At 36.0% G+C, this 26309-nt stretch carries 16 protein-coding genes and 2 tRNA genes; 10 read left to right on the forward strand and 8 right to left on the reverse strand.

Going from position 1 to position 26309, the window contains the following annotated elements; genetic code table 11:
* Window positions 1-74, forward strand: a tRNA-Val gene (locus tag HX004_RS14990).
* Window positions 75-104: 30 nt separating this feature from the next.
* A tRNA-Val gene (locus HX004_RS14995) sits at window positions 105-179 on the forward strand.
* An 85-nt stretch (window positions 180-264) separates the two neighbouring features.
* On the opposite strand, the gene HX004_RS15000 is transcribed toward HX004_RS14995, so the two are convergent.
* The 3 genes from HX004_RS15000 to HX004_RS15010 all read right to left on the reverse strand — a co-directional run bounded on the left by HX004_RS15000 (window position 265) and on the right by HX004_RS15010 (window position 5703).
* The gene (locus HX004_RS15000; RefSeq protein ID WP_286443411.1) at window positions 265-3702 is read right to left on the reverse strand and encodes a choice-of-anchor L domain-containing protein; all 3438 of its coding nucleotides are present in this window, start codon (window positions 3700-3702) and stop codon (window positions 265-267) included.
* 159 nt (window positions 3703-3861) lie between these two features.
* Window positions 3862-4293 (reverse strand): PH domain-containing protein, encoded by a 432-nt coding sequence (locus tag HX004_RS15005; RefSeq protein ID WP_286443412.1) that lies wholly within the window; start codon window positions 4291-4293, stop codon window positions 3862-3864.
* A gap of 129 nt (window positions 4294-4422) precedes the next feature.
* Window positions 4423-5703 (reverse strand): CLIPPER-2 domain-containing protein, encoded by a 1281-nt coding sequence (locus HX004_RS15010; RefSeq protein ID WP_286443413.1) that lies wholly within the window; start codon window positions 5701-5703, stop codon window positions 4423-4425.
* Between the two features lie 685 nt (window positions 5704-6388).
* Here HX004_RS15010 and HX004_RS15015 point away from each other — a divergent pair.
* The 6 genes from HX004_RS15015 to HX004_RS15040 all read left to right on the forward strand — a co-directional run bounded on the left by HX004_RS15015 (window position 6389) and on the right by HX004_RS15040 (window position 15671).
* On the forward strand, window positions 6389-7966 hold the full coding sequence (locus tag HX004_RS15015) for a helix-turn-helix transcriptional regulator (protein ID WP_286443414.1): 1578 nt from the start codon (window positions 6389-6391) through the stop codon (window positions 7964-7966).
* A gap of 9 nt (window positions 7967-7975) precedes the next feature.
* Window positions 7976-9091 carry a helix-turn-helix transcriptional regulator gene (locus HX004_RS15020; RefSeq protein WP_286443415.1) on the forward strand — a complete coding sequence of 372 codons (1116 nt, stop codon included), beginning with the start codon at window positions 7976-7978 and terminating at the stop codon, window positions 9089-9091.
* Window positions 9092-9295: 204 nt separating this feature from the next.
* The gene (gene argS / locus HX004_RS15025) at window positions 9296-11074 is read left to right on the forward strand and encodes an arginine--tRNA ligase (RefSeq protein WP_286443416.1); all 1779 of its coding nucleotides are present in this window, start codon (window positions 9296-9298) and stop codon (window positions 11072-11074) included.
* A 32-nt stretch (window positions 11075-11106) separates the two neighbouring features.
* Entirely contained in the window at window positions 11107-12591 is a 1485-nt protein-coding gene (locus HX004_RS15030) for an SGNH/GDSL hydrolase family protein (protein ID WP_286443417.1), read from the forward strand.
* On the forward strand, window positions 12575-14023 hold the full coding sequence (locus HX004_RS15035) for a LysM peptidoglycan-binding domain-containing protein (RefSeq protein WP_286443418.1): 1449 nt from the start codon (window positions 12575-12577) through the stop codon (window positions 14021-14023). The genes HX004_RS15030 and HX004_RS15035 overlap by 17 nt, the downstream gene beginning before the upstream one ends.
* A complete protein-coding gene (locus tag HX004_RS15040; protein ID WP_286443419.1) occupies window positions 14010-15671 on the forward strand; it encodes an MBOAT family O-acyltransferase in 1662 nt (553 codons plus the stop codon). The genes HX004_RS15035 and HX004_RS15040 overlap by 14 nt, the downstream gene beginning before the upstream one ends.
* Window positions 15672-15725: 54 nt before the next feature.
* Here HX004_RS15040 and HX004_RS15045 read toward each other — a convergent pair whose 3' ends face one another.
* The gene (locus tag HX004_RS15045; protein WP_286443420.1) at window positions 15726-16196 is read right to left on the reverse strand and encodes a DUF4265 domain-containing protein; all 471 of its coding nucleotides are present in this window, start codon (window positions 16194-16196) and stop codon (window positions 15726-15728) included.
* A 176-nt stretch (window positions 16197-16372) separates the two neighbouring features.
* On the opposite strand from HX004_RS15045, the gene HX004_RS15050 reads away from it, so the two are divergent.
* The gene (locus HX004_RS15050; protein WP_286443421.1) at window positions 16373-17434 is read left to right on the forward strand and encodes a tetratricopeptide repeat protein; all 1062 of its coding nucleotides are present in this window, start codon (window positions 16373-16375) and stop codon (window positions 17432-17434) included.
* A 77-nt stretch (window positions 17435-17511) separates the two neighbouring features.
* Here the strand turns inward: HX004_RS15050 and HX004_RS15055 are convergent, their stop codons facing one another.
* Genes HX004_RS15055 through HX004_RS15065 form a run of 3 tightly spaced genes read right to left on the reverse strand, consistent with a single transcriptional unit; the run spans window position 17512 to window position 23349 of the window.
* Complete coding sequence (locus HX004_RS15055) at window positions 17512-18984, reverse strand: efflux transporter outer membrane subunit (RefSeq protein WP_286443422.1); 1473 nt, start codon at window positions 18982-18984, stop codon at window positions 17512-17514.
* Between the two features lie 10 nt (window positions 18985-18994).
* Window positions 18995-22144 (reverse strand): efflux RND transporter permease subunit, encoded by a 3150-nt coding sequence (locus tag HX004_RS15060; protein ID WP_286443423.1) that lies wholly within the window; start codon window positions 22142-22144, stop codon window positions 18995-18997.
* 47 nt (window positions 22145-22191) lie between these two features.
* On the reverse strand, window positions 22192-23349 hold the full coding sequence (locus tag HX004_RS15065) for an efflux RND transporter periplasmic adaptor subunit (RefSeq protein WP_286443424.1): 1158 nt from the start codon (window positions 23347-23349) through the stop codon (window positions 22192-22194).
* Window positions 23350-23657: 308 nt separating this feature from the next.
* Here HX004_RS15065 and HX004_RS15070 point away from each other — a divergent pair, with 308 nt between their 5' ends.
* Window positions 23658-25196, forward strand: coding sequence for a YifB family Mg chelatase-like AAA ATPase (locus HX004_RS15070; RefSeq protein WP_286443425.1), 1539 nt, complete (start codon window positions 23658-23660; stop codon window positions 25194-25196).
* A gap of 186 nt (window positions 25197-25382) precedes the next feature.
* Here HX004_RS15070 and HX004_RS15075 read toward each other — a convergent pair whose 3' ends face one another.
* Complete coding sequence (locus HX004_RS15075; RefSeq protein WP_286443426.1) at window positions 25383-26165, reverse strand: DUF2189 domain-containing protein; 783 nt, start codon at window positions 26163-26165, stop codon at window positions 25383-25385.
* Window positions 26166-26309 lie beyond the last annotated feature (144 nt).

The raw sequence follows: 26309 nt of genomic DNA on the forward strand, positions 1-26309 counted from the left end.
GGCGATTAGCTCAGTTGGTTCAGAGCATCTCGTTTACACCGAGAGGGTCGGGGGTTCGAATCCCTCATCGCCCACAATATTTTAAAATACAACGATTATAATTCGGGCGATTAGCTCAGTTGGTTCAGAGCATCTCGTTTACACCGAGAGGGTCGGGGGTTCGAATCCCTCATCGCCCACAAAAAAAAGCCTATTCATTATGAATAGGCTTTTTTTGTTTTTGCTTGGAATCCTTTTTAGTGTAGTACTGTCTTTTCAAAGAGACTAATACGATAGTTTAACCCACCCTGTTTTTTGTTTGTTATGTGTGATGATGACATAATAATACGTCCCACTAGGTAATTTATTCCCTTGTTTGTTCTGCCCTTCCCATTGGTTGGTATAACCTATACCATGAGAATATACTTCCATACCGTATCGATTGTATATTTTAATACTTTGCACGTTGTGTTTACTCAAATCAAAGGCATCATTAGTCTGATCTCCGTTAGGTGAAAAGCCACGAGGAATGGGACAATCGTCAAAGTCAATCAGAAACTCACTTTCTAAGATACAGTGACTTGTAGGTGAACTTGCATAGATGTAGATTGTGCTTTTCTGTATAATTATAGTTCCAGCAACTAATTCTTTTCCTTTTCCATTTGGTTTAGTGAAGTATCGGTTATTGTCGGATAATGGTGGTAATTCGTAATAGTCACAGTGAACTACTATATCGTCGAACTTATCTACTTCTATCTGTTTTTCGATGTATACTTGGAAGGCAACTTCGAGGTAACAATCTTCTTCAGAACTTTTTTGTAATAAATAAAAAGTATGCTGTCCATGGGTTGTGATTATGTCTCCAGGCATATAGTTTTTTCCTTGTCCTTGGGGCTGATCATAGTAATATTGATTCGGTTGGAGGGGAGGAAAAATGTAATTCTCACAAGAATTAAAATTGGCTGGAGCTTTTAGTGTTCCTATCGTAGTATAGTGAATCGGAAAAGAGGTAATACTTTGACACCCCGTTTTTAAATCTGTTATTTTGAGGTAAAAAACGGATACAGGTGCTTGGGGGCTAAGCATGTAGAGTCCATTGATAATCTCGTCTTCCTCTTGTAAAGCTGATTCTTCTGTCAAATAGTAACGTACTTTATATTTTGAAGGATCGACGTTTAGGAACATATCATCTTCAATCGCGGTTAAATCGATTTCTTTATCTGACAAATATTTTTGACAGAATTTCAACGCATTAGGTTTTTGGACAAGATCAAAAATAGATGGAGTAAATTCAATGGTAATATTACCTTCTTGTAAACAACCAAATATAGGATCTGGCGCAACGACTTTATACTGACCACTTTCACAGATAGTTAGGTTTGCTTGCTTTTCATCAGGAAGGATAACACCATCTTTATACCAGGTAATATCTGTTACGCTTGGATCTAGTTTGGCGTCTAGTGTGATGCATTCATTTTCGCAAAGGGGATTGTCCGTTGTATTTAGTCGATCTATACCGAGATCAATTGCACCAATTTTAAAACTGCCTGCATTAAAAAAAACAGCGGTAGAGTGTGCTGTAGTTGGGCAAAAGTCGATGACAGCAAATTTGATTTGATAACGACGACCTGGTATTACTGTTGCCTTTTTCGATTTCATGGCTTTAGTTAAACCAATAAAATCAATTGGAGCATCTATTTTTTTGTTTATGATATTATTGTAGTGTTTTCCATATAATTCAGGATATGAGCTAGTACATAAACTTTCTGTTTTGCTTGTGTCTAATACTGTTCGGATGGATATGGGAAGGTCTGTACCTTCTACTTTAGCTAGATTTTGTCCTTCTCCTGTGGTGGTATCTATTAGCCAAGTAGCAAATAAAGCACCAGCGGAACAATGTACGCCGCAACCTGAGTCATAACTATTAGAAGCGAACAGATACTCAAAGCTTATTTCATTGTTTGTGGGGATAAAGTCAAAAGCTAATTGGGTTACCCTTTTTATTGGTGATAAGCCTCCTCCAGTTTCGTTAATGAGGCTATTGATGTCTTGATCTCCATGCCAACGGTGATCGTTTGTTCCTCTAAAGCTAAAAGAAGATGGTTGTGATGGTCCTGTAACATATTGAATTTCATTGGTCACTAAGACAAGGCCTTTTTCAAACGGAAAATCAGCATTCCCTTTATTGAAAAAACCAAGGGTATTAAAAGACATAGGCGCAGGGCTACCATCGCCATTTTGATAGTGTATATTTGAGGCCAAATTACAATCGGTGTCGATTAAAACATTGTTTACTAGGTAGTCAAGGGAATGCTCTTCTCCAAGTGGTGTGATTTCTAGAGGAGAAAAAGCTGAGGTTGTAATGCAGAGATCAAATATAATATCTGAGCTATTTTCACTTTCTGGGGTGTTAGATAGGTCGCTAACTTGGATGTAATAGGTTTGACCGGGTATTAAATCCGGGAGGATTTGTATAGATTCATTTGTAATATAACATGCTACAGGAGTTCTTGATATGCTATCACAGTCTTGTTCGTATAATCCTATACTTAGTAACGCAAAATTAGAATTGGAAAATAAGGTTTCTATATTGCTTATTTCCAATTGATGAATTTTTGCCGTGGCTGTAAATTGAAACCATACATCTCGTTGCAGTGAGGTATGACAACTATACTCTAGAGGTAAGGTTTGGAGTGGTGTAGCACCAAGGAGGGTTCCTGAAATATAATTGGTGCAACTACTTGTTAAATTGACAGGAATCAATTGAGGATTGCTACAGTCATCATTAGTGGTTATCACCGTGGCTATAGGAAGAGGAGAAGACCACAAGCTTGAACTAGGTGAGCAATTTGCTTTAACATAGAGGTCGTAGACTTGCCCACTAGGTAGGTTGCGAAATGTAGCAGTAGGGGTTGTTACCGTTATACTGTTTACAGGACGATCAATATACGGATTAGCATGCCGATTAAAAATATCGACCTGCCAAGAAGTAACCCTATTGTCAGGCTCCCAGCTTGCTGTAATAGTGGTTGTCGTAGCATTAGTTAATGTAAGATTTATAGGTTCAGGACAGCTACTTACTCTTCGGACCGATATATCGTCTAATTCAATAGATAACTCGCTTTCAGAGCTAATATGCCAAGCGAGGTTAACCGTACCTGTAAATCCTTCGATGCGTATTTCTTCTTCGGTCCAATTTACTTCTTGATACGTTGTTGTTGATAGTATGGTATGAGTGAAATCTGTAAGGTTTTTTCCTTGATCCGATAGGAGAACCTCAACTTGATTGTTTAAGTAAGGATAAGTCCTATATTGGTATTTTATAATGTAAGTACTACCATCTAGTATAAGATCGGGAGAGATTAACCAAACATCATTGGAATTATTAAATCCTATAAAACTGATAGATCGATTTCCTTCATAAGGAAAAGAGGAAGAGAAATACCAGTTTTCCAACGAAGCTCTGTCGTTGTTGCTGTTGTTTAGCATGGTCCAACAGGCTATTGTTGGTGAATTTGTATTGAATCCCTCCCAGAATGGATAGGCAATAGGAGGGCAAGTCGTATCATCAAAAGTTTCGAGTGATTGTGAGACGGAGGGGGAATTTAAGGTTTTAGAAGGGGGAATTAGTTCGTCTTTAGTAGCAGATAGGTTGGGGGTATTTCTACTATGAGCATTACTATTTATAACTAAAATACAAAGTAAGGTGAATAGTTTTTTCATTGTTATGGGTGTTATTTTTTTAAAAAAAACATATATTTATTTTAAATATAGCAAAAAAAATAAAATTAATATAATTTTAAAAAATTTTATATTTTAAAATTATATTAATTTTTATAAAATAACATTCTATTTACAAAGAGAAACCATATTATGAGTCGATTAGGAGGAAGTTGTTTGTTTTACTTCAATATGTGGATTAATTTCAAGTAATGCCTTGGCTAAAGATGTATTGCTTAATGGTGCAACATAAACCTCGTCAAATCGGTTGTATGTAATAATAATCCCCTTCGTGGCTAGTGCAGGCTTTAATCCTACCCATAACGTCTTGTTTAATTGAATTTCATTGATGCGAATGATGTTTATTTTTCCACGGATAAATGCAGATCGGTAATGCAGGTGATGGTCTTGAATCCAATAGGCAGTAGAAAAGTAGATCCAAATCAATAAGAAAAAGGGTAAACTGCCTAAAATAAGATTAAACCAGAGGTGTTTTTCACTTCCCTCATGCGTAAAAAAAATGACAAGGGGGATGATACAAGCAACAATTGGATATAAGAGGAATCTTTTTTTCTTTGCTGGAAATTTTTTCATAATCAATTCGATGGATTTTGAATCAAATATAGATAAAAAAGTGAGTAAGAAAAGAATTGGGTTAAGACGAAAAAAAAAGACTTAGGGTTGAAGGCTAAGTCTTTCTTTTAGATTAATTTAAATGAGATATTAATTATCGAGGTTTCTTATTAATTGTATAATATGTGGATTAGTTACCAAAAGATAATATTCCTTTAGCAATACAATTGTACACTTAGGACAATCCGCTAAAATTCCCGGATGATCAGGAGTATCCAAGGGTAAAGGATTAGGGTCATAGGATGTTGCTGTAGCTGTATTAAACTTGAAATCAGATCCAGTTGCTGTAGCGATGTTATAGACTACTTTTCTTGAAATATCTTCTTCTTTTAAACTATACGTTGTTTGATAAGTCCAAGTTTCAGTAAGATCTAATAAGCCATCGTTATTTGTATCGCCACTTACATAAGTAGGAGTAGGTAAGTCCGTTAAGCGATCATCTGTAATTAGAATTCTTCGCAAAGGAACATTTCCGGTGTTTTTTACTTTAAAGGTATAGGTAATGGTTTCTCCAACACTGGCATAACCTTCATTTTCGCTTGTTTCATTAAATTTTCCAGTTTTGGTTAAGGTTAATGCTGGTTTAGGATTAATATTACCTCCTGTCTCGGAACAGATACCTTCAATTTCTTGCTTTAATCCTGGAGGCCACATTTCTTGGCAAGCGGTAGCATTCGTACACAATGATGCTCTTCCTGGAGAAACGTGTGCTAAACCTGCTAGCGCAAACCAATTGACGAATGCTGACTCTGATAATCGTGCGCCAGGAGTACCTGAGGCAGGAGCGCGATTGACTACATTGGCATTGACATCGCCAATACCAACATAGTTAACCATCGGATAGTGAAGGGAAGAAATAGATAGGGTAGCACAGACATTTATATTTGCACCATCCCCTAAATTGAATTGTGCTTTACCTGGTGTATTTATTTTCCCATCTGCTGGATCCAATTGACTGATGGATCCATTCACACTGAAAAAACTAAAATTTCCTACATTGACAATCGCATCTTTTTGACTGGCTAATTTTCCAATATTAACTGCTCCTTTGAAGAAGAAACCCGCATTGTCACAAATGTTGATTTCTCCACCTTGCATATGCATTGTTCCTCCTGCTTGTAGAACTAAACCCGTCGGGATGTATAGTTTAGCACCAGCTTCGATTGTTAGTGTTTGTCCAGTTAAGGTTGTGTTTTGAGTAATGTGATATGATTTTCCTGTTTCTAATACTGTTCTGGAAGGAGTAAGCAAAATGGAATGCGAGGGGATTGTGCAATTGACATTTGCAGCCCTGCTCGTAAATGGCAAAAACAAAGCAAAGAAAACAAAGAGTAAAGGACTGAGTAAGATTTGATTTTTTTTTCGTTTCATAGCGTTTTGATTAATTTTTATTTGAATGACGTTGCAAGGTTTCATTATAGCGGAATGACTTTAACAAGGTCTCTCACAAGAAGGAAGGTCGATCTTTGATTATTGGGGACTGTGAATTGTTTTTGCTTATTACTTAAAACTCAACGTGCAAAAAAATAAGACCTTCCTTATGTTGTGATTCTGTTGGTTGCAAAAATGTCGAAAACTGCGAATAAAGGCTTTTCAAAAAAGTAATAAAATCTTTTCTAATAATTTGGTAATAGGGTGTAATACATTGTTTTTAAGTTTTTTATGTTCTTTTTTTGAATTAATTCTTTTCGTTAATCCCTACTTGCGTTTTTTAACAGTTGTAAACACAGAAATAGCAGTTAATTTGAATAAAATAGAAGTAAAGAATCGGAAAAAAGAAGCTGTTTTTTTGTTGTTTTAAGGAAAGTAAATTAAATCTCTCTCAACCTTAGTCAATAAAGGGATTGCGTTAATAGGAGTGATTTTTTTTAAAAATTGTCTTTGTATCGTAATAATAGATTTTAAAAAGTCTGAAATTCTTTCGTAATTTGCATATTTGCTAAAAATAGCATTGATTCGCTTTAAAATTTTAGGATTGTCCAAGCGATTGAGCGTAAGGAAGTATCTCTAATTATTTGAATGGATGTATTGATAGTAGATGTTAAATAAAAAATGGATGAAGAAAAGAAGACATTTAAGGATACTTATCGTTCTTCTCATTTGCACCTTGGCACAAGCGCAAGTAAGTAAATCAGAAATGTTATTGGCAAATATCCTCACAGAGGTGCGGTCAACAAATAAAGAAAGAGCCTTTTTCTTAGTTGATTCAATTTATAAAAACGATGCCGATATTCATGTGAAAATACATGCTCTGTTTATACATGCCTATCTTTATCACGATGAATTTAATATACCTACCTCTTTGCAATTTGCCTTTCAAGCCATTGATTTAGCAGAAAAAAATAAAAGCTATAAATGGCTGAGTCGTTTATATGGTTTTGTTGGAGCAGAATATAGTCGTTTGGGGCTTTTTAGTGAAGCTATGTTGTATTTTGATAAAATTGAAGCAATAATTCCATTGGTTTCAGATGAACATGACCGCAATTTTTCTCATTTTTATTACTATCACCTGTTATCTGCTTATTATTATGAGCAAAAGAGTTATAATGAAGCTTTGTTGAGTATTCAACGTGCAGAAAGTTATATTGCTAAAGTAGGTACAGCACTTATTCACTACAATCACTATATGTGTTCGATAGAGCAGAATAAAGGAATCAATTATCTAGAGCTTAAACAATACGACAAGGCAGAGAAGGCGTATGAAAAAGGATATGAATATATTATGAAAGAAGAAAATATAGACGATTTTCTAGCTTTAGGATATATTTATGCAGGATTAGCTAAAGTCTATGGGATACAACAGAAACCCGTGACGGCGAATCAAATTTTAGATTACTACTACAAAGGGTTACATATTGCAATACTAAATGACAATAGAGATCTCAAGGAAATCTGTTATGATTATCTGCGAGAATATTATGAAACCGTAGGTGATTGGGAGAACTATAGCAAGTACAATAAATTGTATTTGGATGAAAGACACGAAAAAGAAGAGTTTAGGACAAAGACCGTCAATGAATTATTGGAGCAACAGCACCTATTCAAGGAGGAAATTACCTATAAAAACAAAAAGTATTTAGTTGTAATTGTATCATTTTTAGTTGTTTTATTAATCGCACCAGGAATTTATTTCCTTCTGAGACGTAAAAAGAAGAGTAAAAATCAAGAAGAGGAAGGTCCTTCTTCCGCTTTTTTACAAAAATTAGCTCAGGCTAAAGAAAGTGAATTGGCTTCGTTTTTTCAGGGTGTGAGTTGGTATAATATTCCTTGTGAAGAAGATGAAAGAGCAGTAGTAGAAGCCTTGATGTGCTTTGAACAGGAAAGAGGATTTGTTGATAGTACAATTACCTTAGAAGCTTTAGCGGAGTCTTGTCAGGTAACTCCAACGGCGTTAGCTAAAGTTTTACAGCAACACAAACAAGTTGAATTCAAAATGTATCTTACCCAATTAAGACTTTGTGAAAGTGTAAAACTCATGCGTTTTGAAAAAGAGTATCGAGAGTATAAAATTAGCCATTTAGCTGAGGTTGTAGGATTTGGTTCACATAGTAGTTTTTCTATTGAATTTAAAAAGAGTATTGGGGTAAATCCATCTTTTTTTATTCAATATTTAGAAGAAATAGAGAAAAAATAAAAGAGCATCATGGAATTGTATACGATACAAAGTCTTTTTGCGGTTATCATCTTCACAATACTCTGTGTGGTTAATGTATTTGCGTTGGTTTTGGATGGTAAGACCAATGCCTCAAAAGAAAACTACTTTGATAGAAGACGGCAATTTACGTGGTTGATGATGCTATTTGCATTAGTTGAATTGATTGTGTTTATAGGGCAAAGTGAGCGTATAGGAGATCATGTCATTGTGGGGTTCCTTTTTTTGTTTTGGCCTAGTTATTATTTTTGTTTTGTTGAGTCAAACCAAATAGCCCATCAAAACAAAGGATACCTCGTTAAGTTTTATTTCTCCTATGCCTTAGCTGTATTGACGTTGATTGAGTTTTTTATTCATGATCTTTTTGATAAAGGAGAAGGCGTTTTTTTCTTGTTTTTAGTGGCTCTTTTGTTCAGTACTATGCTGTATTATAGTTATCTATTTCTTACAGATTTAAGAAGGATATCCCAAGACAAAGGGAAGTTTTTTCTGTTATTTCTTGGTTTTTTTATTTTGAATATCAGCTTATTATCGGCTGTTGTTTTCAGTAATTTCACGTGGATGATGACAGTAAGTTTACTTTTTTTTGTTCTTCTATTGTTATTTTTGAGCTTGGTTTTCCTTCAACAAAATATAGAAAAACTTCATCTAGTAGCACCTCAAGAACATCGAGAGCGATTTGTGGCTTTGCTTGAGACTGACCCTTCAAGAGTGAACGAAAAAAAAGAATGGACAAAATATGTGAAGTCAAATGTAGAGATTAAGCGTTTACAAACAATAAAAGAATTACTAGCAGAACTGCCAACGCAATATTTCTTTGATTCTAGTCTTAACCTAACCAAATTAGCAGAAACTTTAGAAACTAGTAAATATGAATTAAGCTATTTCTTTTCTAATCAAGTGCAAACTAATTTTAATCAGTATGTCAATGCAATTCGAGTGTCCAAAGCGCAAGAATTATTAGTAGATCGACAATATGCTCATTTGTCTGTTAAAGAAATTGGTTTAGAAGTAGGGTTTAGCTCTACGACATCTTTCTATCGCGCATTTAAAGAAATACACGCTTTACCACCCTTAGAGTATAGAAAGAGAGCATATCCTAACTAATTTTAGGAAAATCAGAGGGGTGTTGTTGGAGATTTTTACCTGTCTTTTTTGCTTTTTATATAAGCATGTGACTCGATTTACTAGTTAAAACCAATCCTCCTCCAAAATAAAATAAGAAAACCATTTCTTTTGTAGATAAAATTTCCTTTTATCTATTTTATTCATGATAAAATAAGAATTATCTTTGCCTATTAAATTTTGTTAATGATGTTGAATCAGATTTTAACTCCTCAGATTATAAAGGCAGCCCAAGAGCTGTATGATGTAGTAATTGATAAAGTAGAATATCAAGTGACTCGAAAAGAATTTGAAGGAGATATTACAGTTGTTATTTTTCCATTTTTAAAACAGATTAAAGGAAACCCTATTGAGATTGGGACTAAAATCGGTGAATATTTAGTTGAAAATACAACTGAAATCGAACGGTTTAATGTTGTAAAAGGATTTTTGAATTTGGTAGTTTCTGATGCCTATTATTTATCTTCATTTGTAGAGATGAACAAAGTAGCGCATTTTGGATACCAAACTCCACAAGCGGACGACAAAGCAGTATTAGTTGAATATTCTTCACCTAATACCAATAAGCCTTTACACTTAGGCCATGTTCGAAATAATCTACTTGGTTTTTCCGTTGCGGAAATCTTAAAAGCAGCGGGTAAAAAAGTGTATAAAACACAAATTATCAATGATAGAGGAATCCATATTTGTAAGTCAATGTTGGCTTGGCAAAAATTTGGCAATGGAGAAACACCTGAATCTACAGGATTAAAAGGAGATAAACTAGTAGGAAACTACTATGTGAAATTCGATATAGAATACAAAGCTCAAATCAAAGATTTGATGGCTGATGGGCAAACAGAAGATCAAGCCAAAGCAGAAGCTCCCATTATCAAGGAAGCAAAGCAAATGTTATTGGATTGGGAAGCAGGTAAACCAGAAGTAATTGATTTATGGAAAATGATGAATCAATGGGTATATGATGGATTCGCAGTTTCTTATGCTAATTTAGGTATTGACTTCAATAAAAACTATTACGAAAGTGATACGTATTTATTGGGAAAAGATGTGGTAGAAGACGGTTTAGCTCGTGGAGTGTTCTTTAAAAAAGAAGATAACTCCGTTTGGATTGACCTAACAGATGAAGGACTAGATGAAAAATTAGTACTTCGCGGAGATGGTACATCGGTGTATATGACACAAGATATTGGTACGGCTATCCAACGTGTAAAAGATTTTCCGGATATTGGAGGGATGGTTTATACGGTTGGAAATGAGCAAGACTACCACTTTAAAGTATTGTTCTTAATCTTGAAACGCTTGGGATTTGACTGGGCGGATAGTTTATTCCATTTGTCTTATGGCATGGTGGATTTACCTTCAGGAAAAATGAAGAGTAGAGAAGGAACGGTTGTTGATGCCGATGAGTTAATGGAAGAGATGACCAATACCGCTCGTTCGATTTCAGAAGAACTAGGCAAGTTAGAAGGGTACTCAGTAGAAGAAAAAGAAACCCTATATAAGACAATTGGTTTAGGAGCGCTTAAATATTATATTTTAAAGGTTGATCCGAAAAAACGCATCTTGTTTAATCCAGAAGAATCCGTGGATTTTGCTGGAAATACAGGGCCGTTTATTCAATATGCTTATGCGCGTATTCAATCGATTTTGCGTCGTGCGGATTTCGATTTAACACCCGTAATTACAGCGATTGCTTTAGATCCAAAAGAAAAAGAAATAATTAAATTGTTGGAAGACTTCCCGGAAGTAATCCAAAATGCAGCACGTTCACATAGTCCAGCTTTAGTTGCTAATTATGTGTATGACCTGGTAAAAGAGTACAACTCTTTCTATCAATCGGTTTCTATTCTTGGAGAAGAAGACCTAACGTTGAAAACGTTTAGAGTACAATTATCTCAAAAAGTTGGTTTGGTGATCCAAGACGCATTCTCTTTATTGGGAATCGCGGTGCCAAATCGTATGTAATTTAGTTCTTTGTGAAAGTAGTAAAATCATACATGATACAGTCATTAGCCATTGTAATATTGGCTAGTGGCTTTTTTTTATTCTTTAAGGCTAATTTGCCACAAAAGATTTTTTCAGAAGAAAAACCAAAAACAAATAATGTTGTTATTGACAGTTTGTTGCTGGAAGCTATTGAGGAAGAAAAAGTAGCCGTAAAAGAAGAAAAAACAACAGCAACAGACGGAGAACAAGAAGAAGGAACTGTTCTTGTCATTCAAGAAGACGATTTGTTTTCTAATGAAGGAGAGGCAAGTTTTAAAGGAATGGTCTTCTTAGACTACTTCTTCAGTCGTTTGTACCAAGTAGAAATGCAAAATCAAGGACGTGCGCGTATTGCTTATTATGGAGATTCCATGACAGATGGGGATATGATTGTGCAAGATTTAAGAAAAAACTACCAAGATAAGTATGGAGGATCTGGGGTTGGATTTATTCAAATTACCTCTGAATCCGCTCAATCTCGAGGATCGGTTACCCATAAATATTCACCAAACTGGAAAGTACAGTCTTACCTCAACGTCAAAAGTCCACGTAAACCTTTTGGTATTGGAGGACAAGTGTTTTTCGTAAAAGATACCGTAAAACCAACATGGGTTAGTTACCAAGCGGGTACTATTCGCAATATGACAACGCTGAATAATCCGACCTTGTACTACGGTCGATCAACAAATACACGAGGTACCGTTGATGTGATTATGCAAAAGGATACCCTTCGAAAAGCTTTACATGCTACAGAAGCTTTAAATAGATTAAAACTAACAGGGGGAAGTTCAATCAAGCAGTTGAAATTGCAATTTCTTCATGCAGATTCGATTCCTTTGTATGGTATAGATGTTAGTAGCCCAACGGGAGTACAAGTAGATAATTTCTCTAGTCGTGGAAACTCAGGATTGCCGTTGTCCCTATTCAATGTGTCAGTCATGCAGAAATTCCAAAAAGAATTGGATTATAGCTTGATTATCTTACACTATGGAACCAATGTGTTAAATTATGGATCTTATAATTACAGTTGGTATACCAAACAGATGAATAAAGTCGTTAGTCATTTAAGACAGTGTTTTCCTAAAGCATCTATCTTAGTTATTTCTACGGCAGATAAATCGACCAAATACAATTTGACGATGGAAACCGATTCAGCGGTAACCCCATTGATGCGTGCACAGCGTAAGTATGCGATGGAATCCAAAGCTGGATTTTTCAACTTATATGAAGCAATGGGAGGAAAAGGCTCTATGGTTCAATGGGTAGAAGGATCTCCTGCTAAGGCTAATAAAGATTATACGCATTTTAATTTTAGAGGTGCACAAACGGTATCTGCTCTAATTTTTAAACAATTAGAAGAAGGTTATGCTACGTATAAGAAAGAAAAAGGTGGAGAAACCGCACGCAGGGGAGGAGTAAAAGAAAAAGAAGATGCTCTTCAAAAAAAGAAAGTTCAAAAAGAAATAGATACGGTGTCCAATGATGAGATGGAGTAATGTACTGGCTTCGCTATTGCTTTTGGTGAGTACTAGTGTTTTGGCTCAACAACAACCAAAAGATCAAGAAGCCTTTGCGGAGTCTAGTGTACAAGATACACTAAATGAGCCCTATAAGAATAGAATCTATTATCCTGAACAATTGAAACACTTTTTCCAGAGCTTAAAGGAATTAAGCTCTGGAAAGAGAAAAAAAGTGAATATTGTTCATATTGGTGATTCACACATTCAAGCTGATTTCTTCAGTGGTAGAGTGCGCAATTTAATTCAAGAACAATTTGGAAATGGAGGATTGGGATTTACCTTTCCCTATCAATTAGCGCGTACAAATAGCAATAATTTTGTGCGTTATTCTAGTAATTCCGATTGGGAGAATAGACGAAACATCTATCCAGTCAATGGGGCTAAAGTAGGATTAAGTGGTATTGCATTGTCTTCCAATGCGAAAGATGCTATAATCAAAGTAGATTTGAGAGATAGTAAATTCGCATTTACTAAAGTGAAGCTCTTCACCCCCAATAATGAATTGACTTATCGCGTAGGTACAACGGATAGAGAATTGAACTTAACTAACACAACTGTAGCAAAGACGAGTTCACATAAAATCAAATCAGGAGAATCCTTATCAGGGATTGCAAAAAAATACAATACGACTGTTGCGCATTTGAAACAGTTAAACAAGTTGAAATCAGCGAATATTCAGGCGGGAAAAACCCTAATTATTCCAACCAAAGAAATTGAACGACCGCAGATTGCAACTTCTGTATTTCATCCTGTGAATTACAACAAACAAAAAACGTTCTTTGCTTTTGATTTTCCTAACGCAACTGCACAGTTTTACCTGTATGCAGTGACTCAAAATGAGTCCAACGATTTAAATGGACTTGTATTAGAGAATGACCAGGCAGGAATTGTATACCACACCATTGGGGTAAATGGTGCTCGTTATTCAGATTATAATAAATACCCTTTGTTCTTCGATCAATTGGAAGGATTAGAAGCCGATTTAATTATCCTCTCACTAGGAACCAATGAAGCTTTTGACAAAATAGATGGAGAGAGTTTTAAAGTAGAAATTAACCGATTTTTGAAAGAAGTGAAAAGCAAAAATCCTCAAGCTTCTATTTTAGTCACTTCACCACCGCCTAGTTATTTTTCAAAGGGAAATCCCAATACGGTTGCAAGTACATTAGCCAATGAAATTATCATCAATGGCGTTGAACAGAAGTATGCAATTTGGGATATGTATTACAATTTAGGAGGTACGTTGGGACTGCCATATTTAATTGATGAGCAATTGCTATCGAAAGATTTAGTACATTATACAATTAAAGGTTATGAATATACTGGAACCTTGTTTTTTGAAGGATTGATGAAGGTATATCAGAATTATTTTTCAACAGAAACAGAACAGACAAATGAGTCTATTTAATATAGAAATGCCCTCTGTAACCCTGGATGATGTAATCCAATGGTTTACATTTAACCCTAAAGAGCCTTTGTTGTTTAACTCGGCTTTGTTTTTGGGTATGTTTATTGTTTTTTACTTTATCTATATTGGTTTAAGGAAAACATTTCACGCTCGTTTATTATACGTAGTGGTGTTCTCTTTGTTTTTCTATTATAAATCAAGTGGTTTATACCTCTTTATTTTAATAGGATCTTCTTTGATGGATTACACCTTTGCCAATACCATTCACCACAGTACGAATGAGGCGAAGAAACGTTTTTTGTTGACCTTAAGTGTAGTACTAAATCTAGGATTATTAGGCTACTTTAAGTACACCAACTTCTTTTTGGATGGATTCAATTTTTTTGCAGATACCAAATTCCATTTAGACGATTTAATTCTACCTGTGGGAATTTCATTTTATACTTTTCAATCGATTAGTTATATTATAGAGATTTACCGCAAAGAGATTGAACCCACGAAGAGCTTTTTGGATTATCTGTTTTTTATTTCATTCTTCCCCCAATTGGTGGCAGGACCTATTGTCCGTGCGAAGGATTTTATTCCGCAGATTTACTCCAATCTCCTTGTAACACGAGATCAAGTAAATGAAGGAATGCTCTTAATTATTGGAGGGGTATTGAAAAAAGCGGTAATCTCCGATTATATCTCCATTAACTTTGTGGATCGCGTATTTGACGCACCTAATAGCTACACTGCTTTTGAAAATCTAATGGCTTCTTATGGATATGCTATTCAGATTTACTGTGATTTCTCAGGTTATTCCGATATGGCAATTGGTATTGCCCTATTACTGGGGTATCGCCTGCCGATGAACTTTAACGTGCCTTATCAGTCTACATCAATTACAGAATTCTGGAGAAGATGGCATATTTCTTTATCTACTTGGTTGAAAGACTTTCTTTATATTTCAGTAGGAGGAAATCGAAAGGGAACTTTTGGAGGCTATTTCTTCCCCGGTTTATTTTTCGTTGGAATTATTGGATGGGGGATTTATAGCTATAATGCGAGTATCTATCCTTTGATTATTGGTATTTTATCTTTTGTAGTGTTTCTGTTGACTATTGCTTTGTCTAAAACAAAACAAAAGAGCTTATTTACTAATTTCAATTTATTGACCACCATGTTGTTAGGAGGATTGTGGCATGGTGCAAGTTTGCGTTTTATTGTGTGGGGGGCTTTACACGGAATTGCTTTAGCCGTACACAAATTGGTCATGGAATTATTTCCACGTAAGAAGGATAAACCTGCTTCTTTTATATGGCGAGTAATCTCAATAATATTGACGTTCCACTTTGTGGCTTTTTGTTGGATTTTCTTCCGCGCTAATTCATTTGAAACCGCTTTGAATATCATTTATAATATCGCAGACCTTCAATTTGATTGGGAGGCTTGGCAAACGATTATTATGGGGTATAAAAATGTATTCTTGTTAATTGCTATCGGATTTGTGTGGCACTTTATTCCGAAACGCTGGATGGCTATTCCACAACAATGGTTTAACGTAGCGCCAATTTTTGTAAAATCGGTCATCTTAGGATTTGTATTCTGGGTGGTATATGCTACAGCTACAGCAGGTCCACAACCGTTTATTTACTTTCAGTTCTAAAAAATAAATATTGATATACATAAAAAAGCCTTGCAATTTGCAAGGCTTTTCTTGTTATTTTCTGATATCAGCATTGTGTTTTGGCGATAAATTAGGCTCTGCAAAAGAAATCACTTGTTCTTCTTCTAAAGCAGCTAAAATAGCGTATACATTCTTGTAATCTGTTTTAGCTGGTACGTTAATTACAAAGTAATAATCATCCACTAATTCAATTTCAGTTTGAGCATATAAAATCTCATTGTACAAATCCTCACGGTTGTATTTTTCTTTGAGTACCATGACTTGAACGGTTGTATTTCCAGATGGTTGCTCTATATGTACCAATTGATAACGCTTGGCTTTTTCATCGTATTTGGCATGTACAATATCCTCACATGATAATTCCGGACCATAGAAAGGAATATTGTCAATCTGAAATAAGTTTTTATCTGCATCAACGACAATTCCCCATAAAATTTCTTCTGTCTCTTTTTCTAATACTTCACTGTGATATTGAATAGCAATTTGCTCGTATTGTTCTTTCATACTTGTCTTTTTAAATTAGGGAATGAAAGCCGTGGCTTTACTCTTACAAAGATAGGTGGTATAAATTTAATTATGATGACCTCATGAAAAATTGTTGAAACATTTCGTGATGCATTATTGTTAAGGAAATCTAAAAAGGAGTATCTTCGGAAATTAAGATTTAAAATCGCCTAACGATGAAAAAATATGTAATCACCTTATGTTTATTCCTGCTTTCTATTGTTGCAGTTCACGCTCAAAATCAACTGGAACAATTGTTGAAAGAAGGCATAGCTTATCACGATAAGGGGCAGTATGACAAAGCTATTGAAAGTTATCAAAAGATGTTAGAACTAGACCCAAATTCTAGTATTGCACTTTACGAAATAGGTATGAGCTATATGTACGCAAAACAATATGATTTAGCTATTGAATATAGTACTAAAGCAATTGAAAGAGGAGGACGATACACCGTTCCTGCTATTGTAGTGAAAGCTTCTACTTTAAGTAGTCAGGGACAAGTAGAAGAAGCAATTGACTTGCTTGAAGATACCATTAAAAAATACGAAGTAGACGTGATGGTTTACTACAATTTAGCCATTTGTTATTTTAAATTGAATAACTTAGAAGGGGCAGAGCGTGCTTTAGTTGCTGGAATTTATGAGAATCCAATGCATGCTAGTTCACATTATATGTTGGCCAGTTTAAAAGAAAGTCAGCAGTTGCGCATCGAATCCATGTTATCTGCTTATTTTTTCTTGTTGTTGGAAAAGAATACAGCACGTAGCATAAAGATGTTACAATTGATTGAAGAATCTTTTGCACATGGGATATCAGTTTCTACAGAAGAAAAAAATACAATCAATCTGAAAATTGACGAGAAAAGTTTGGATGCTAATTCTAAATATGGAATGGTTGAGATGGGATTAGTATTGAATGCAGCGGTCAATTTTGAAAAAAAAATAGGACAAGATAAAGAGGGTTTTTGTGAAAATACAACTCATTTTTTAGGTTTACTGCAAGGGGTAAAGACTGAAAAATCATCATCTTTCTTGGAATTGGATCTTGTTTTTTATGTTCCTTTTTTCAATGCAATATCAGATAAGGATGTTTTTTGCAACTACCTCTACCAAACGACTCCTGGAGGGAATAAGCAATGGCTAAATAAAAACGAGAAAAAGGTACAATCTTTTCAAACATGGATTTCAGATTGGGTAGCGGAAAAAACGGCTGAGTTAAATCAGCAAATAGAAGAATAAAAAAAAGCGAAAAGGAGGAAGGTTATTCCTCTTTTCGCTTTTATAGGAGGGTGGTTGTAAAAAAAGAAACTCCTTTATTATTGCCAACCTCCTCCTAAAGATTTGTATAATTGTACTCCATATTGAAGCTTGTTCAATTTCAATTTGTTTAAATTTAACTCATTGTCCAACATGTTTTTCTGTGCATTGATCACCTCAATATAGGTGGCATAGCCACTGTTGAATAACAAGTTTGATTGCTTTACACCCAAACGAGACGTAGTTACTTGTTCATCTGCAATTTCAATCTGCTCTTCTGAGGTCTTTAGATTGATTAAAGCATCAGTAACCTCTGTTACGGCCGTATAAACGGTCTTTTGAAAGTCAATCTCACTTTTTGTACGTTCGATTTTCGCCACTTCAAAAGCTGTTTTTAGCTTGCGTTTGTTGAAAATAGGATTAGCTACCTTTCCAATTAAACTTCCAAAGAGAGAACCAGGAATATTAAACCAATTTTCTCCCAACATACTGTTGACTCCTCCCTCGAGATTAATCGTTAAGGAAGGATATCGCGCGGTTTGTGCAACACCAACTGCCGCATTTTTAGCTTTGAGTTCTAACTCCGCCATTTGTACATCTGGACGGTATTGAAGTAAAGCCAAAGGTAAGCCTACACTACCCAATTCTTCTTGCTTGACATCCGCAAGTTTAACTTCTCGTTTAATGCTGTCTGGTAATTGACCAGTCAGTAGAGAAAGTGCATTTTCTTGGATGGCAATTTGTTGTTTTAACGAGGGAATTAGCGCTTTAGCCACTAACATCTGGTTTTTGGTTTGCGTAATCGCCAAAGAAGTAATCTGTCCCGCATCGCGTTGTAATTCAACGATTCTCAAGGTGTTTTTTGTCAATTCATAGTTGGTTTGGGCTACTTCCATTTGGGCATCCAACAACAATAGATTGTAGTAACCTTGTGCAATCTTAGCGATTAATTCGGTTTGAATGGCCTTTTTGGCTTCTGCAGTTTGCAGAAAGCGCGCTAGCTGTTCAGCCGTTTGACTTTTGATCTTTCCCCAAATGTCAATCTCCCAACTTAAAGATAAACTAGACACATATTGAGCGGAGTTAACATACATATTCGTAGGCGGTTCTTCTCCTTTATTTTTGTAATAATTAGAAGAAGGCGTTCCATAATAATTTTCCGAACGATATTGATAGGCCACACTTCCTGCTTCTAAACCTATAGAAGGCAACCACTCTAATTTCGCTTGCTTGGTCTTTTGCGCTGCAATCTCTAAGTTTTTAAGCGCATTTTGCATATCAAAATTGTGAATCAATCCTTTGTCAATGAGACTAGTTAATTGCTCATCCTGAAAGAAGTCACGCCATTTAATAGCAGAGACAGACAAGGAATCTTGTATCGTGATACTATCCGTTTGACCTCTATAGGTTTCAGGAAGATCAAATTGAGGTGTTTTATAGTTCGATTGAGGAGCACAAGCTTGAAATAAAGTCAAACCTGTCCCCAATAAAAAAACAAGTGTTAAGGGAGCGGTGTTTCTTTTTTTAGACATACTGCTTTTTTTAATCGTTAGTAAATTTTGCTTTTAATCGTTCATCTATGCTTTGGAAGATGACAAATAAGACAGGAATAATGAATATCCCCGCAGCCACTCCAAAGAGCATACCGCCAGCAGCACTAAAACTAATGGAATGATTTCCTTGTGCAGATGGACCAACCGTAAACATTAATGGAACTAAACCTGCAACGAAGGCAAAAGAAGTCATTAAAATGGGGCGCAACCTCATCTTAGCACCTTCTGTTGCTGCTTCCACTATAGACAACCCCTTTTTGCGCTGTTGTAATGCAAATTCGATGATTAAAATCGCATTCTTCGCCAATAATCCGATTAACATCACCAATCCTACTTGGACGTAAATATTGTTCTGAAGTCCAGCTAAATTGACAAATAAAGCCACACCTAATAATCCTGTAGGAACAGTCAATAAAATGGCAATAGGCAAGAAGTAACTCTCATATTGAGCCGCAAGTAAAAAGTAAACAAAGATGATACTCAAAGCAAAAATGAAAATCGCTTGATTACCTGAATCTTTTTCCTCTAATGACATACCCGTGAATTCATACGAATAATTTCCAGGCATTTTACTCGTTACTTCTTCAATCGCTTTCATCGCATCTCCTGTACTATACCCCTGACTAGGATTCACCTTAACTGTAATCGCATTATACAAATTGTAGCGATTAACAGTCTGGGGACCCAAGACTTTTTTCAATTTAACAAGGGTATTGGCAGGTAACATTTCCCCGTCCTTGTTTTTGACGTAAATTGAGTTAAACGATTGTGGACTCTCTCTGTATTCAATATCTGCTTGCATATACACGCGATACGTACGCCCAAATCGATTAAAATCTCCCGCTTTAACCCTTCCGTAGTAGTTCTTAATGGTGTTCATTAACTCCTTTACACTTACCCCTAATGATTTTGCCTTGATGTAGTCAATCTCTAGTAAATACTGTGGAAAGTTTGCTTTGAAAGAGGTAAAAGCAGTTCCAATTTCTTCTCTTTCGTTTAATTCTTTGATCACGCCATCGGCTGCTTGACTGAAGGATGTAAAATCACCTCCCAATCGATCTTGTAACACAAATTCAATTCCTCCAAAATCACCAAAACCTTGAATGGTTGGTCTTGGAAACACATTGAATGTCGCCTCGTGAATCACAGATAAATCTTGTTGAATTTCATCTATAATTTGGTCGATATTCTTCACCTTTCCTCTTTTTTTATAGGGCTTTAAATTGATGTACCCCACGGCAAAAGATGGACTCGCATTTCCATCGATGGTATTATACCCAGAGATGGCAGTCATCCCTTCAATATCTGTTCTCAATTTTAAAATACTATCTGCCTTAGCTAAAACCACTTTAGTTCTCGCTAGAGAAGCTCCCGGTGGCATGGCTAGAGAATATGTAATATAACTATCGTCTTCTCTTGGAATAAAAGAAGAAGGTGTTTTGTATAAAAAGAATACTCCTAATCCAATGATTAATACTAATCCAGAGATGGCTACTTTTTTATTACGGATTAATTTGCCAATGGTTGCTACGTATTTATTCGTGAATGAATCAAAGGCGGTATTAAACGCAAAGAAAAAACGCCCAGATACTCTTTTGATGGGATTGGTTTCTTTTTGTTTAGCCAATTCTTCTGCTTTGGGCTGTTTTAAAAACAAAGCACATAAAGCAGGACTCAACGTCAAGGCATTCACCGCTGAAATTAAAATAGCAAAGGCCAATGTATAAGCAAATTGCTTATAAAATATTCCTGCAGGTCCCTGCATAAAACCAACGGGCAAAAATACTGCTGACATTACTAAGGTAATGGAGATAATTGCTCGGGTAATTTCATTCATGGTTTCAATGGTCGCCTCTTTTGCCTTCAATCCCGTTTGATGCATTTTTTCGTGAATCGCCTCGACGACGACAATAGCATCATCCACTACAATACCAATGGCCAGAACCAAGGCAAACATGGTCAATACATTGATGGAAAATCCCATCAAATAGATGAAGAAAAGCGTACCAATTAATGAAATTGGAATGGCAATTGCCGGAATAATTGTCGATCTAAAATCCTGTAAGAATAAGTAAACGATAATAAATACCAAGAAAAAGGCTTCGAAAAGTGTATTTTTTACTTGATTAATCGATTCGTCAATTTGATCTTTTACCGAATAACTGATTTCATAGTGAATTCCTTTGGGAAAGGTTTGAGCTACGCGTTCTAATACTTTGCGCACCGCAATGTCAATTTCTCTTGCATTGGAACCTGCCGTTTGGGTAATATTCATTGTTAAACCTGGAAAACCATTCACACTGTTGTCACTTCCAACATTGGATGCTCCAAATTCAACACGAGCGACATCTTTTAATAGTAAAACGGAACCATCTACATTGGTTTTGATTACAATGTTTTCATATTCCTCCGGTTGACTGAATCTTCCTTTGTGTTTTAAGGCAGTTTCAAAAGCTTCTTCTGAAGTTTCTCCAAAGTTTCCTGGGGCAATTTCAAAGTTTTGATCTTTGATTGCTGCAATTACATCTTGTGGAGTTAAACCATATAAGGCTAATTTCTCCGGGTTTAACCAAGTACGCATCGAATAATCACGCGCACCTACACGTCCTACTGCAGCTACACCAGGAACGCGCAACAACTCGCGGTTGATGTTAATCTGTGTATACGCTTGTAAGAACGTTTCATCGTATATTTCTTCTGGATGATCACTGTAGAAGTTAATCGTCATGATATTACCACTCTGACGTGGGGTAACGGAAATCCCGTTCTCATTTACTTCGGAGGGCAAATCACTAGAAGCTTTACTCACGCGGTTTTGTACGTTAACAGCCGCCTGATCGGGATCTGTTCCTGCTTTGAAGAATACATTTATCGTTCCCGAACCACTGTTACTTGCTTTCGAACTGATGTAAGTCATATTGTCTACCCCGTTGATAGCTTCTTCAATCGGCAATAAAACACTTTGAGCTACTGTTTCAGCATTTGCACCAGGATAAGAAGTGGATACACTTACACTTGGTGGTGCAATTTCAGGAAAACGAGTAATCGGTAATAACGTTAGCCCTACTAGCCCAAGTAAAACGAACATAATCGAAATAACTGTAGCTAAGATCGGACGATCTATAATAGTCTTTAGCATATTTTTTGATTTTAGTAGAGGTGAAAAATAGGTAGAAGAGCAATGAATTAGTTCATCGCTTTTACGTACATTCCTTCTGTTAACTTATCGAATCCCGTTTTAATTACGCGATCGCCAATTTGAAGCCCTTCTGATACGATGTAATTCGTACCAGAAACTCCGTCTAATTGAATAGACTGTAGTTTAACTTTGTCGTCCTGATCCAAAAGATAGACGAAAGTTTTATCTTGAATAGCTGTAGTCATTTCTTGTGGAATTAAAATTACATGCGCTTTGGTTTCGCGTAATTTTACTGTTCCTGTGTTTCCTGAACGCATTACATCTTGTGAATTAGGGAAAGAGGCGCGTAGGGAGATAGATCCAGTGTTGCGGTTTACTTGTCCATTGACCATATCCACTTTTCCTTTTTCACCATATTCATGCCCATCAGCTAGGATTAATGTTACTTCAGGTAAGATTTGTCCTGATGAAGTGATACGTGTACTATCTGATTTTTTGGTGTCTTTGGTAAAATAAAGGAAGTCGGATTCACTCATTCCAAAATAAACATATACCTCACTGACATCAGTTAGAACAGTTAAAGGTTCTTTATCTCCTTTGCTTACTAAGTTACCAATGCGTTTCGGCATACGACCAATATAGCCACTTACAGGCGCTTTGATTGTTGTATAATCTAAATTAATTTGAGCACTGGCAACCGCAGCAGAAGCTTTGGCCAAAGAAGCTCTTGCTATTTCGTAGTTTGATTTCGCTGTTTCTAACTGGACTTCTGCAATAACTTCATTGTCAATCAACGGTCTTAAACGATCAATCTCCAATTGTGCATTCTTTAATTTTGCTTTTTCTACATTTTCTGTCGCAATCATATTGTTTAAAATCTCGCGATAAGGTTGTGGATTAATTTGAAATAAAGGTTGCCCTTCGTGAACATAAGCTCCTTCATCAACGAAAATTTGATCTAAAGTTCCTTCAACTTGTGGACGGATTTCTACATTGATCTTTCCTTCAATATTTCCAATGTAGTCTTTAATAGTAATGGCCGTTGTGGTATCAATTGTAATGATAGGCAAGGCAATGGCATTTTCTCTCGGATCTAATGTTTTTGAATTGCCAATATTACAGCTATTAATAGCTACTAGCGTTCCAATCATAAGCAATGCTGCAAAGCCAATAAAAAACACTTTTCGATTTGTTATCATTTTCATACTGTTAATTTACTTGTTGTAGGTGATGAATTCTTTTTCTTCGTTAGTAGTAGTTATTCAACTAGAGTGCCAAAATGAATACTACAGTTGAAATAAAACGGTATTTAAATGTTAATGTATTGATTGTTAGTGTTTTGATTTTTGTTTTTCAATTTTTAAATAAAAAAATAAAAAATATATGAGATTAAAAAATCGTTGCTAATTGGGGATGTGTTCTACAACTCTACATTTTTTATAAGATTGAATTTAGGAATAAAATTTGATTAAGTATAAAATTAAGAGAAGAATATTAACAGTAAATAGAAAATATGTTAACAAAAATAGCGGGAAGTGCTGTGTTCGGCATTGAGGCCACCACAATCACTATAGAGGTGAATGTTGATCATGGGGTAGGGTATTATTTAGTAGGATTGGCAGATAATGCAATTAAAGAAAGTTCCTATCGAATTGCCGCTGCTTTATCCAATACAGGTTATCGACTTCCTGGGAAGCGAATAACGATTAATTTGGCTCCAGCGAATATGCGAAAAGAAGGTTCTGCTTATGATCTACCCATTGCTTTAGGTATTCTAATTGCCTCTGAACAGGTCAAACTCCACCTGGATGAAACCCAATACATCTTGATGGGAGAATTGTCTTTAGATGGTACTTTACAAAGTATTAATGGAGCATTGCCCATTGCTATTAAAGCGAAAGAGGAAGGGTATAAGGGAATTATTATACCTGAAGAAAATCAAAAAGAAGCAGCGGTAGTGGATGGATTGGAAGTGTATGGATTAACGCATATAAGCGAGGTTATTGATTTCTTTGAAGGAAAACGCGTTTTGGAACCCTATCAATTGGATTTAGATGGGGATGAAGTAAATCAAGAGGATATGCTAGATCGCGATTTTAAAGATGTTAAGGGACAAGAAAGTATAAAAAGAGCCATGGAAATCGCGGCTGCAGGAGGACATAATATTATTTTGATCGGACCACCAGGATCGGGAAAGACCATGTTGGCAAAGCGATTGGCGAGTATTCTACCGCCAATGACACTTGAGGAATCCCTAGAAACAACTAAAATACACAGTGTGGTAGGGAAAGCCAAAGACAAAGGGTTAATTCGCGTACGTCCGTTTCGAAATCCCCATCATACGGCCTCTTCTGTAGCTCTAGTAGGAGGAGGGAGCTATCCTCAACCAGGAGAGATTTCCCTGGCACACAATGGGGTGTTGTTCTTGGATGAATTGCCCGAATTCAAACGAGAAGTACTAGAAGTCATGCGACAACCCCTGGAAGATCGGGAGGTTACGATTTCTCGTGCTAAGTTTACCATTACTTATCCATCTTCTTTTATGTTGGTGGCAAGTATGAATCCTAGTCCCAGTGGGTATTTTCACGAACCTGGATCAATGATGCAATCCACTCAAGCGGAAATGCAACGCTATATGAACAAAATCTCTGGGCCATTGCTAGATCGCATTGATTTGCATATTGAAGTGAATCCTGTGCCCTTTGAAAAATTAGCGGATAAGCAATTAGCCGAACCCAGTGCTTCCATTCGTCAACGGGTAATAGAAGCGAGAAAACGACAAATTGAACGCTTTAGTCCTTATCCTGGCATCCACTATAATGCACAAATGACGACGCCTTTATTGCGAGAGTATTGCAATTTAGATGCAGATTCTTTGATGCTTTTGCGCACAGCGATGGAACGGTTGAATTTATCCGCTCGGGCTTATGATCGAATTCTCAAAGTAGCGCGAACCATTGCCGATTTAGAACAACAACCTACAATAGTCGCTCATCACATCGCCGAGGCAATACAATATCGAAGCTTAGATCGAGAAGGATGGTTTAATTGAGGATGAGGTGGTGAGAGGGTGAGAGGGTGAGGTGGTGAGATGGTGTGGTGGTGAGTTGTTTGTTGTTTGTTGTTTGTTGTTTTGCAAATCTCACAAAGAGCAAAGAGCAAACTTCACAAAAACACAAAAAAACAAAAACGCTGTTCTTGAAACAGCGTTTTTGTTTTTTATGTGTAGTGCAATTCGTTATACTTTTGCTTCCTCTAAGTTGTAACCAATAATTTGTTTATACAAAGTAAAGTAGATAGAGAATAAGTAAGGTAGGGTAATTAAGATTCCTACTAGGAAGAAAAATAAACCTGAAAACACTAAAAAATAATTCAATATCACGGTTAGTATAATCGGGATGGGTTGTTTGTTTACGACTTGAATACTCGTTTTGATAGCTGTAAAAGGAGACATACGACCAAAGATGATTAAAGGCGTAACGAAAATCGTTAGAATATTAACCAACCAATTGATGATTACGGAAACCATTTCCAATTGGAATTCTTTTAGCAATACAGAAAATACAGTGAAGAATAAAGTAATGAGTCCCTGAGCAATAAAAACGTATAGTCCTTTTACGTTGAAAAAATATTTAAAAACGCTAATAAAGCGAGGAGTTTGCCCCAGCGCTGCTTCTGCGTTTATTTTGTAAAATCCCGCAATGAGTACGCTAGATAGCGCAGAAAAAAGCACAGCAAAAAGCAAATACGTATACAATAACGGTGGCTCTGTAAGCTTGTTCATCAATTGAATGAATTGCTCTTGTATTTCTGCTGGAGTAGCAGTTTCATTGATGTCTGTCATTTGAGTAAAGGCGATGGAACCCAAAAAAGAAGCAGCAAAGAACGCTAGTAAAAGGCTGACTACAACAAGTAAAATCGTTTTTTTGTAGTATACAGCGGCTTCTCTCATTACGAGAAAAGGTTGGATATCATATCCTTCATGTAAAATTCGTTGAATCGTTTGTTTTAAATTCGTCATTATGTATTATAGTGGATTGTTATTTGATAAAATCAAAGGTATTGCCTTGTCTAATGTCGCCCGTTTGGGGAGTGTAACACAAACTGTGTCAGTTTCCGTTTCCTAGCTTTGGGGCTTAAGCCCCAAAGCTAGGAAACGGAGTTT

The organism is Myroides sp. 1354 (assembly GCF_030324495.1).
Lineage (GTDB): Bacteria > Bacteroidota > Bacteroidia > Flavobacteriales > Flavobacteriaceae > Flavobacterium.

What these genes read in the sequence shown, in the direction of transcription:
- HX004_RS15060 (WP_286443423.1), bottom strand. Translation starts at nt 22,144, where the DNA reads ATGCTAAAGACTATTATAGATCGTCCGATCTTAGCTACAGTTATTTCG.
- HX004_RS15035 (WP_286443418.1), top strand. Translation starts at nt 12,575, where the DNA reads ATGATGAGATGGAGTAATGTACTGGCTTCGCTATTGCTTTTGGTGAGT.
- HX004_RS15055 (WP_286443422.1), bottom strand. Translation starts at nt 18,984, where the DNA reads ATGTCTAAAAAAAGAAACACCGCTCCCTTAACACTTGTTTTTTTATTG.
- HX004_RS15030 (WP_286443417.1), top strand. Translation starts at nt 11,107, where the DNA reads ATGATACAGTCATTAGCCATTGTAATATTGGCTAGTGGCTTTTTTTTA.
- HX004_RS15010 (WP_286443413.1), bottom strand. Translation starts at nt 5,703, where the DNA reads ATGAAACGAAAAAAAAATCAAATCTTACTCAGTCCTTTACTCTTTGTT.
- HX004_RS15020 (WP_286443415.1), top strand. Translation starts at nt 7,976, where the DNA reads ATGGAATTGTATACGATACAAAGTCTTTTTGCGGTTATCATCTTCACA.
- HX004_RS15075 (WP_286443426.1), bottom strand. Translation starts at nt 26,165, where the DNA reads ATGACGAATTTAAAACAAACGATTCAACGAATTTTACATGAAGGATAT.
- HX004_RS15000 (WP_286443411.1), bottom strand. Translation starts at nt 3,702, where the DNA reads ATGAAAAAACTATTCACCTTACTTTGTATTTTAGTTATAAATAGTAAT.
- HX004_RS15050 (WP_286443421.1), top strand. Translation starts at nt 16,373, where the DNA reads ATGAAAAAATATGTAATCACCTTATGTTTATTCCTGCTTTCTATTGTT.
- HX004_RS15070 (WP_286443425.1), top strand. Translation starts at nt 23,658, where the DNA reads ATGTTAACAAAAATAGCGGGAAGTGCTGTGTTCGGCATTGAGGCCACC.
- HX004_RS15015 (WP_286443414.1), top strand. Translation starts at nt 6,389, where the DNA reads ATGAAGAAAAGAAGACATTTAAGGATACTTATCGTTCTTCTCATTTGC.
- HX004_RS15040 (WP_286443419.1), top strand. Translation starts at nt 14,010, where the DNA reads ATGAGTCTATTTAATATAGAAATGCCCTCTGTAACCCTGGATGATGTA.
- HX004_RS15065 (WP_286443424.1), bottom strand. Translation starts at nt 23,349, where the DNA reads ATGAAAATGATAACAAATCGAAAAGTGTTTTTTATTGGCTTTGCAGCA.
- argS (WP_286443416.1), top strand. Translation starts at nt 9,296, where the DNA reads ATGATGTTGAATCAGATTTTAACTCCTCAGATTATAAAGGCAGCCCAA.
- HX004_RS15005 (WP_286443412.1), bottom strand. Translation starts at nt 4,293, where the DNA reads ATGAAAAAATTTCCAGCAAAGAAAAAAAGATTCCTCTTATATCCAATT.
- HX004_RS15045 (WP_286443420.1), bottom strand. Translation starts at nt 16,196, where the DNA reads ATGAAAGAACAATACGAGCAAATTGCTATTCAATATCACAGTGAAGTA.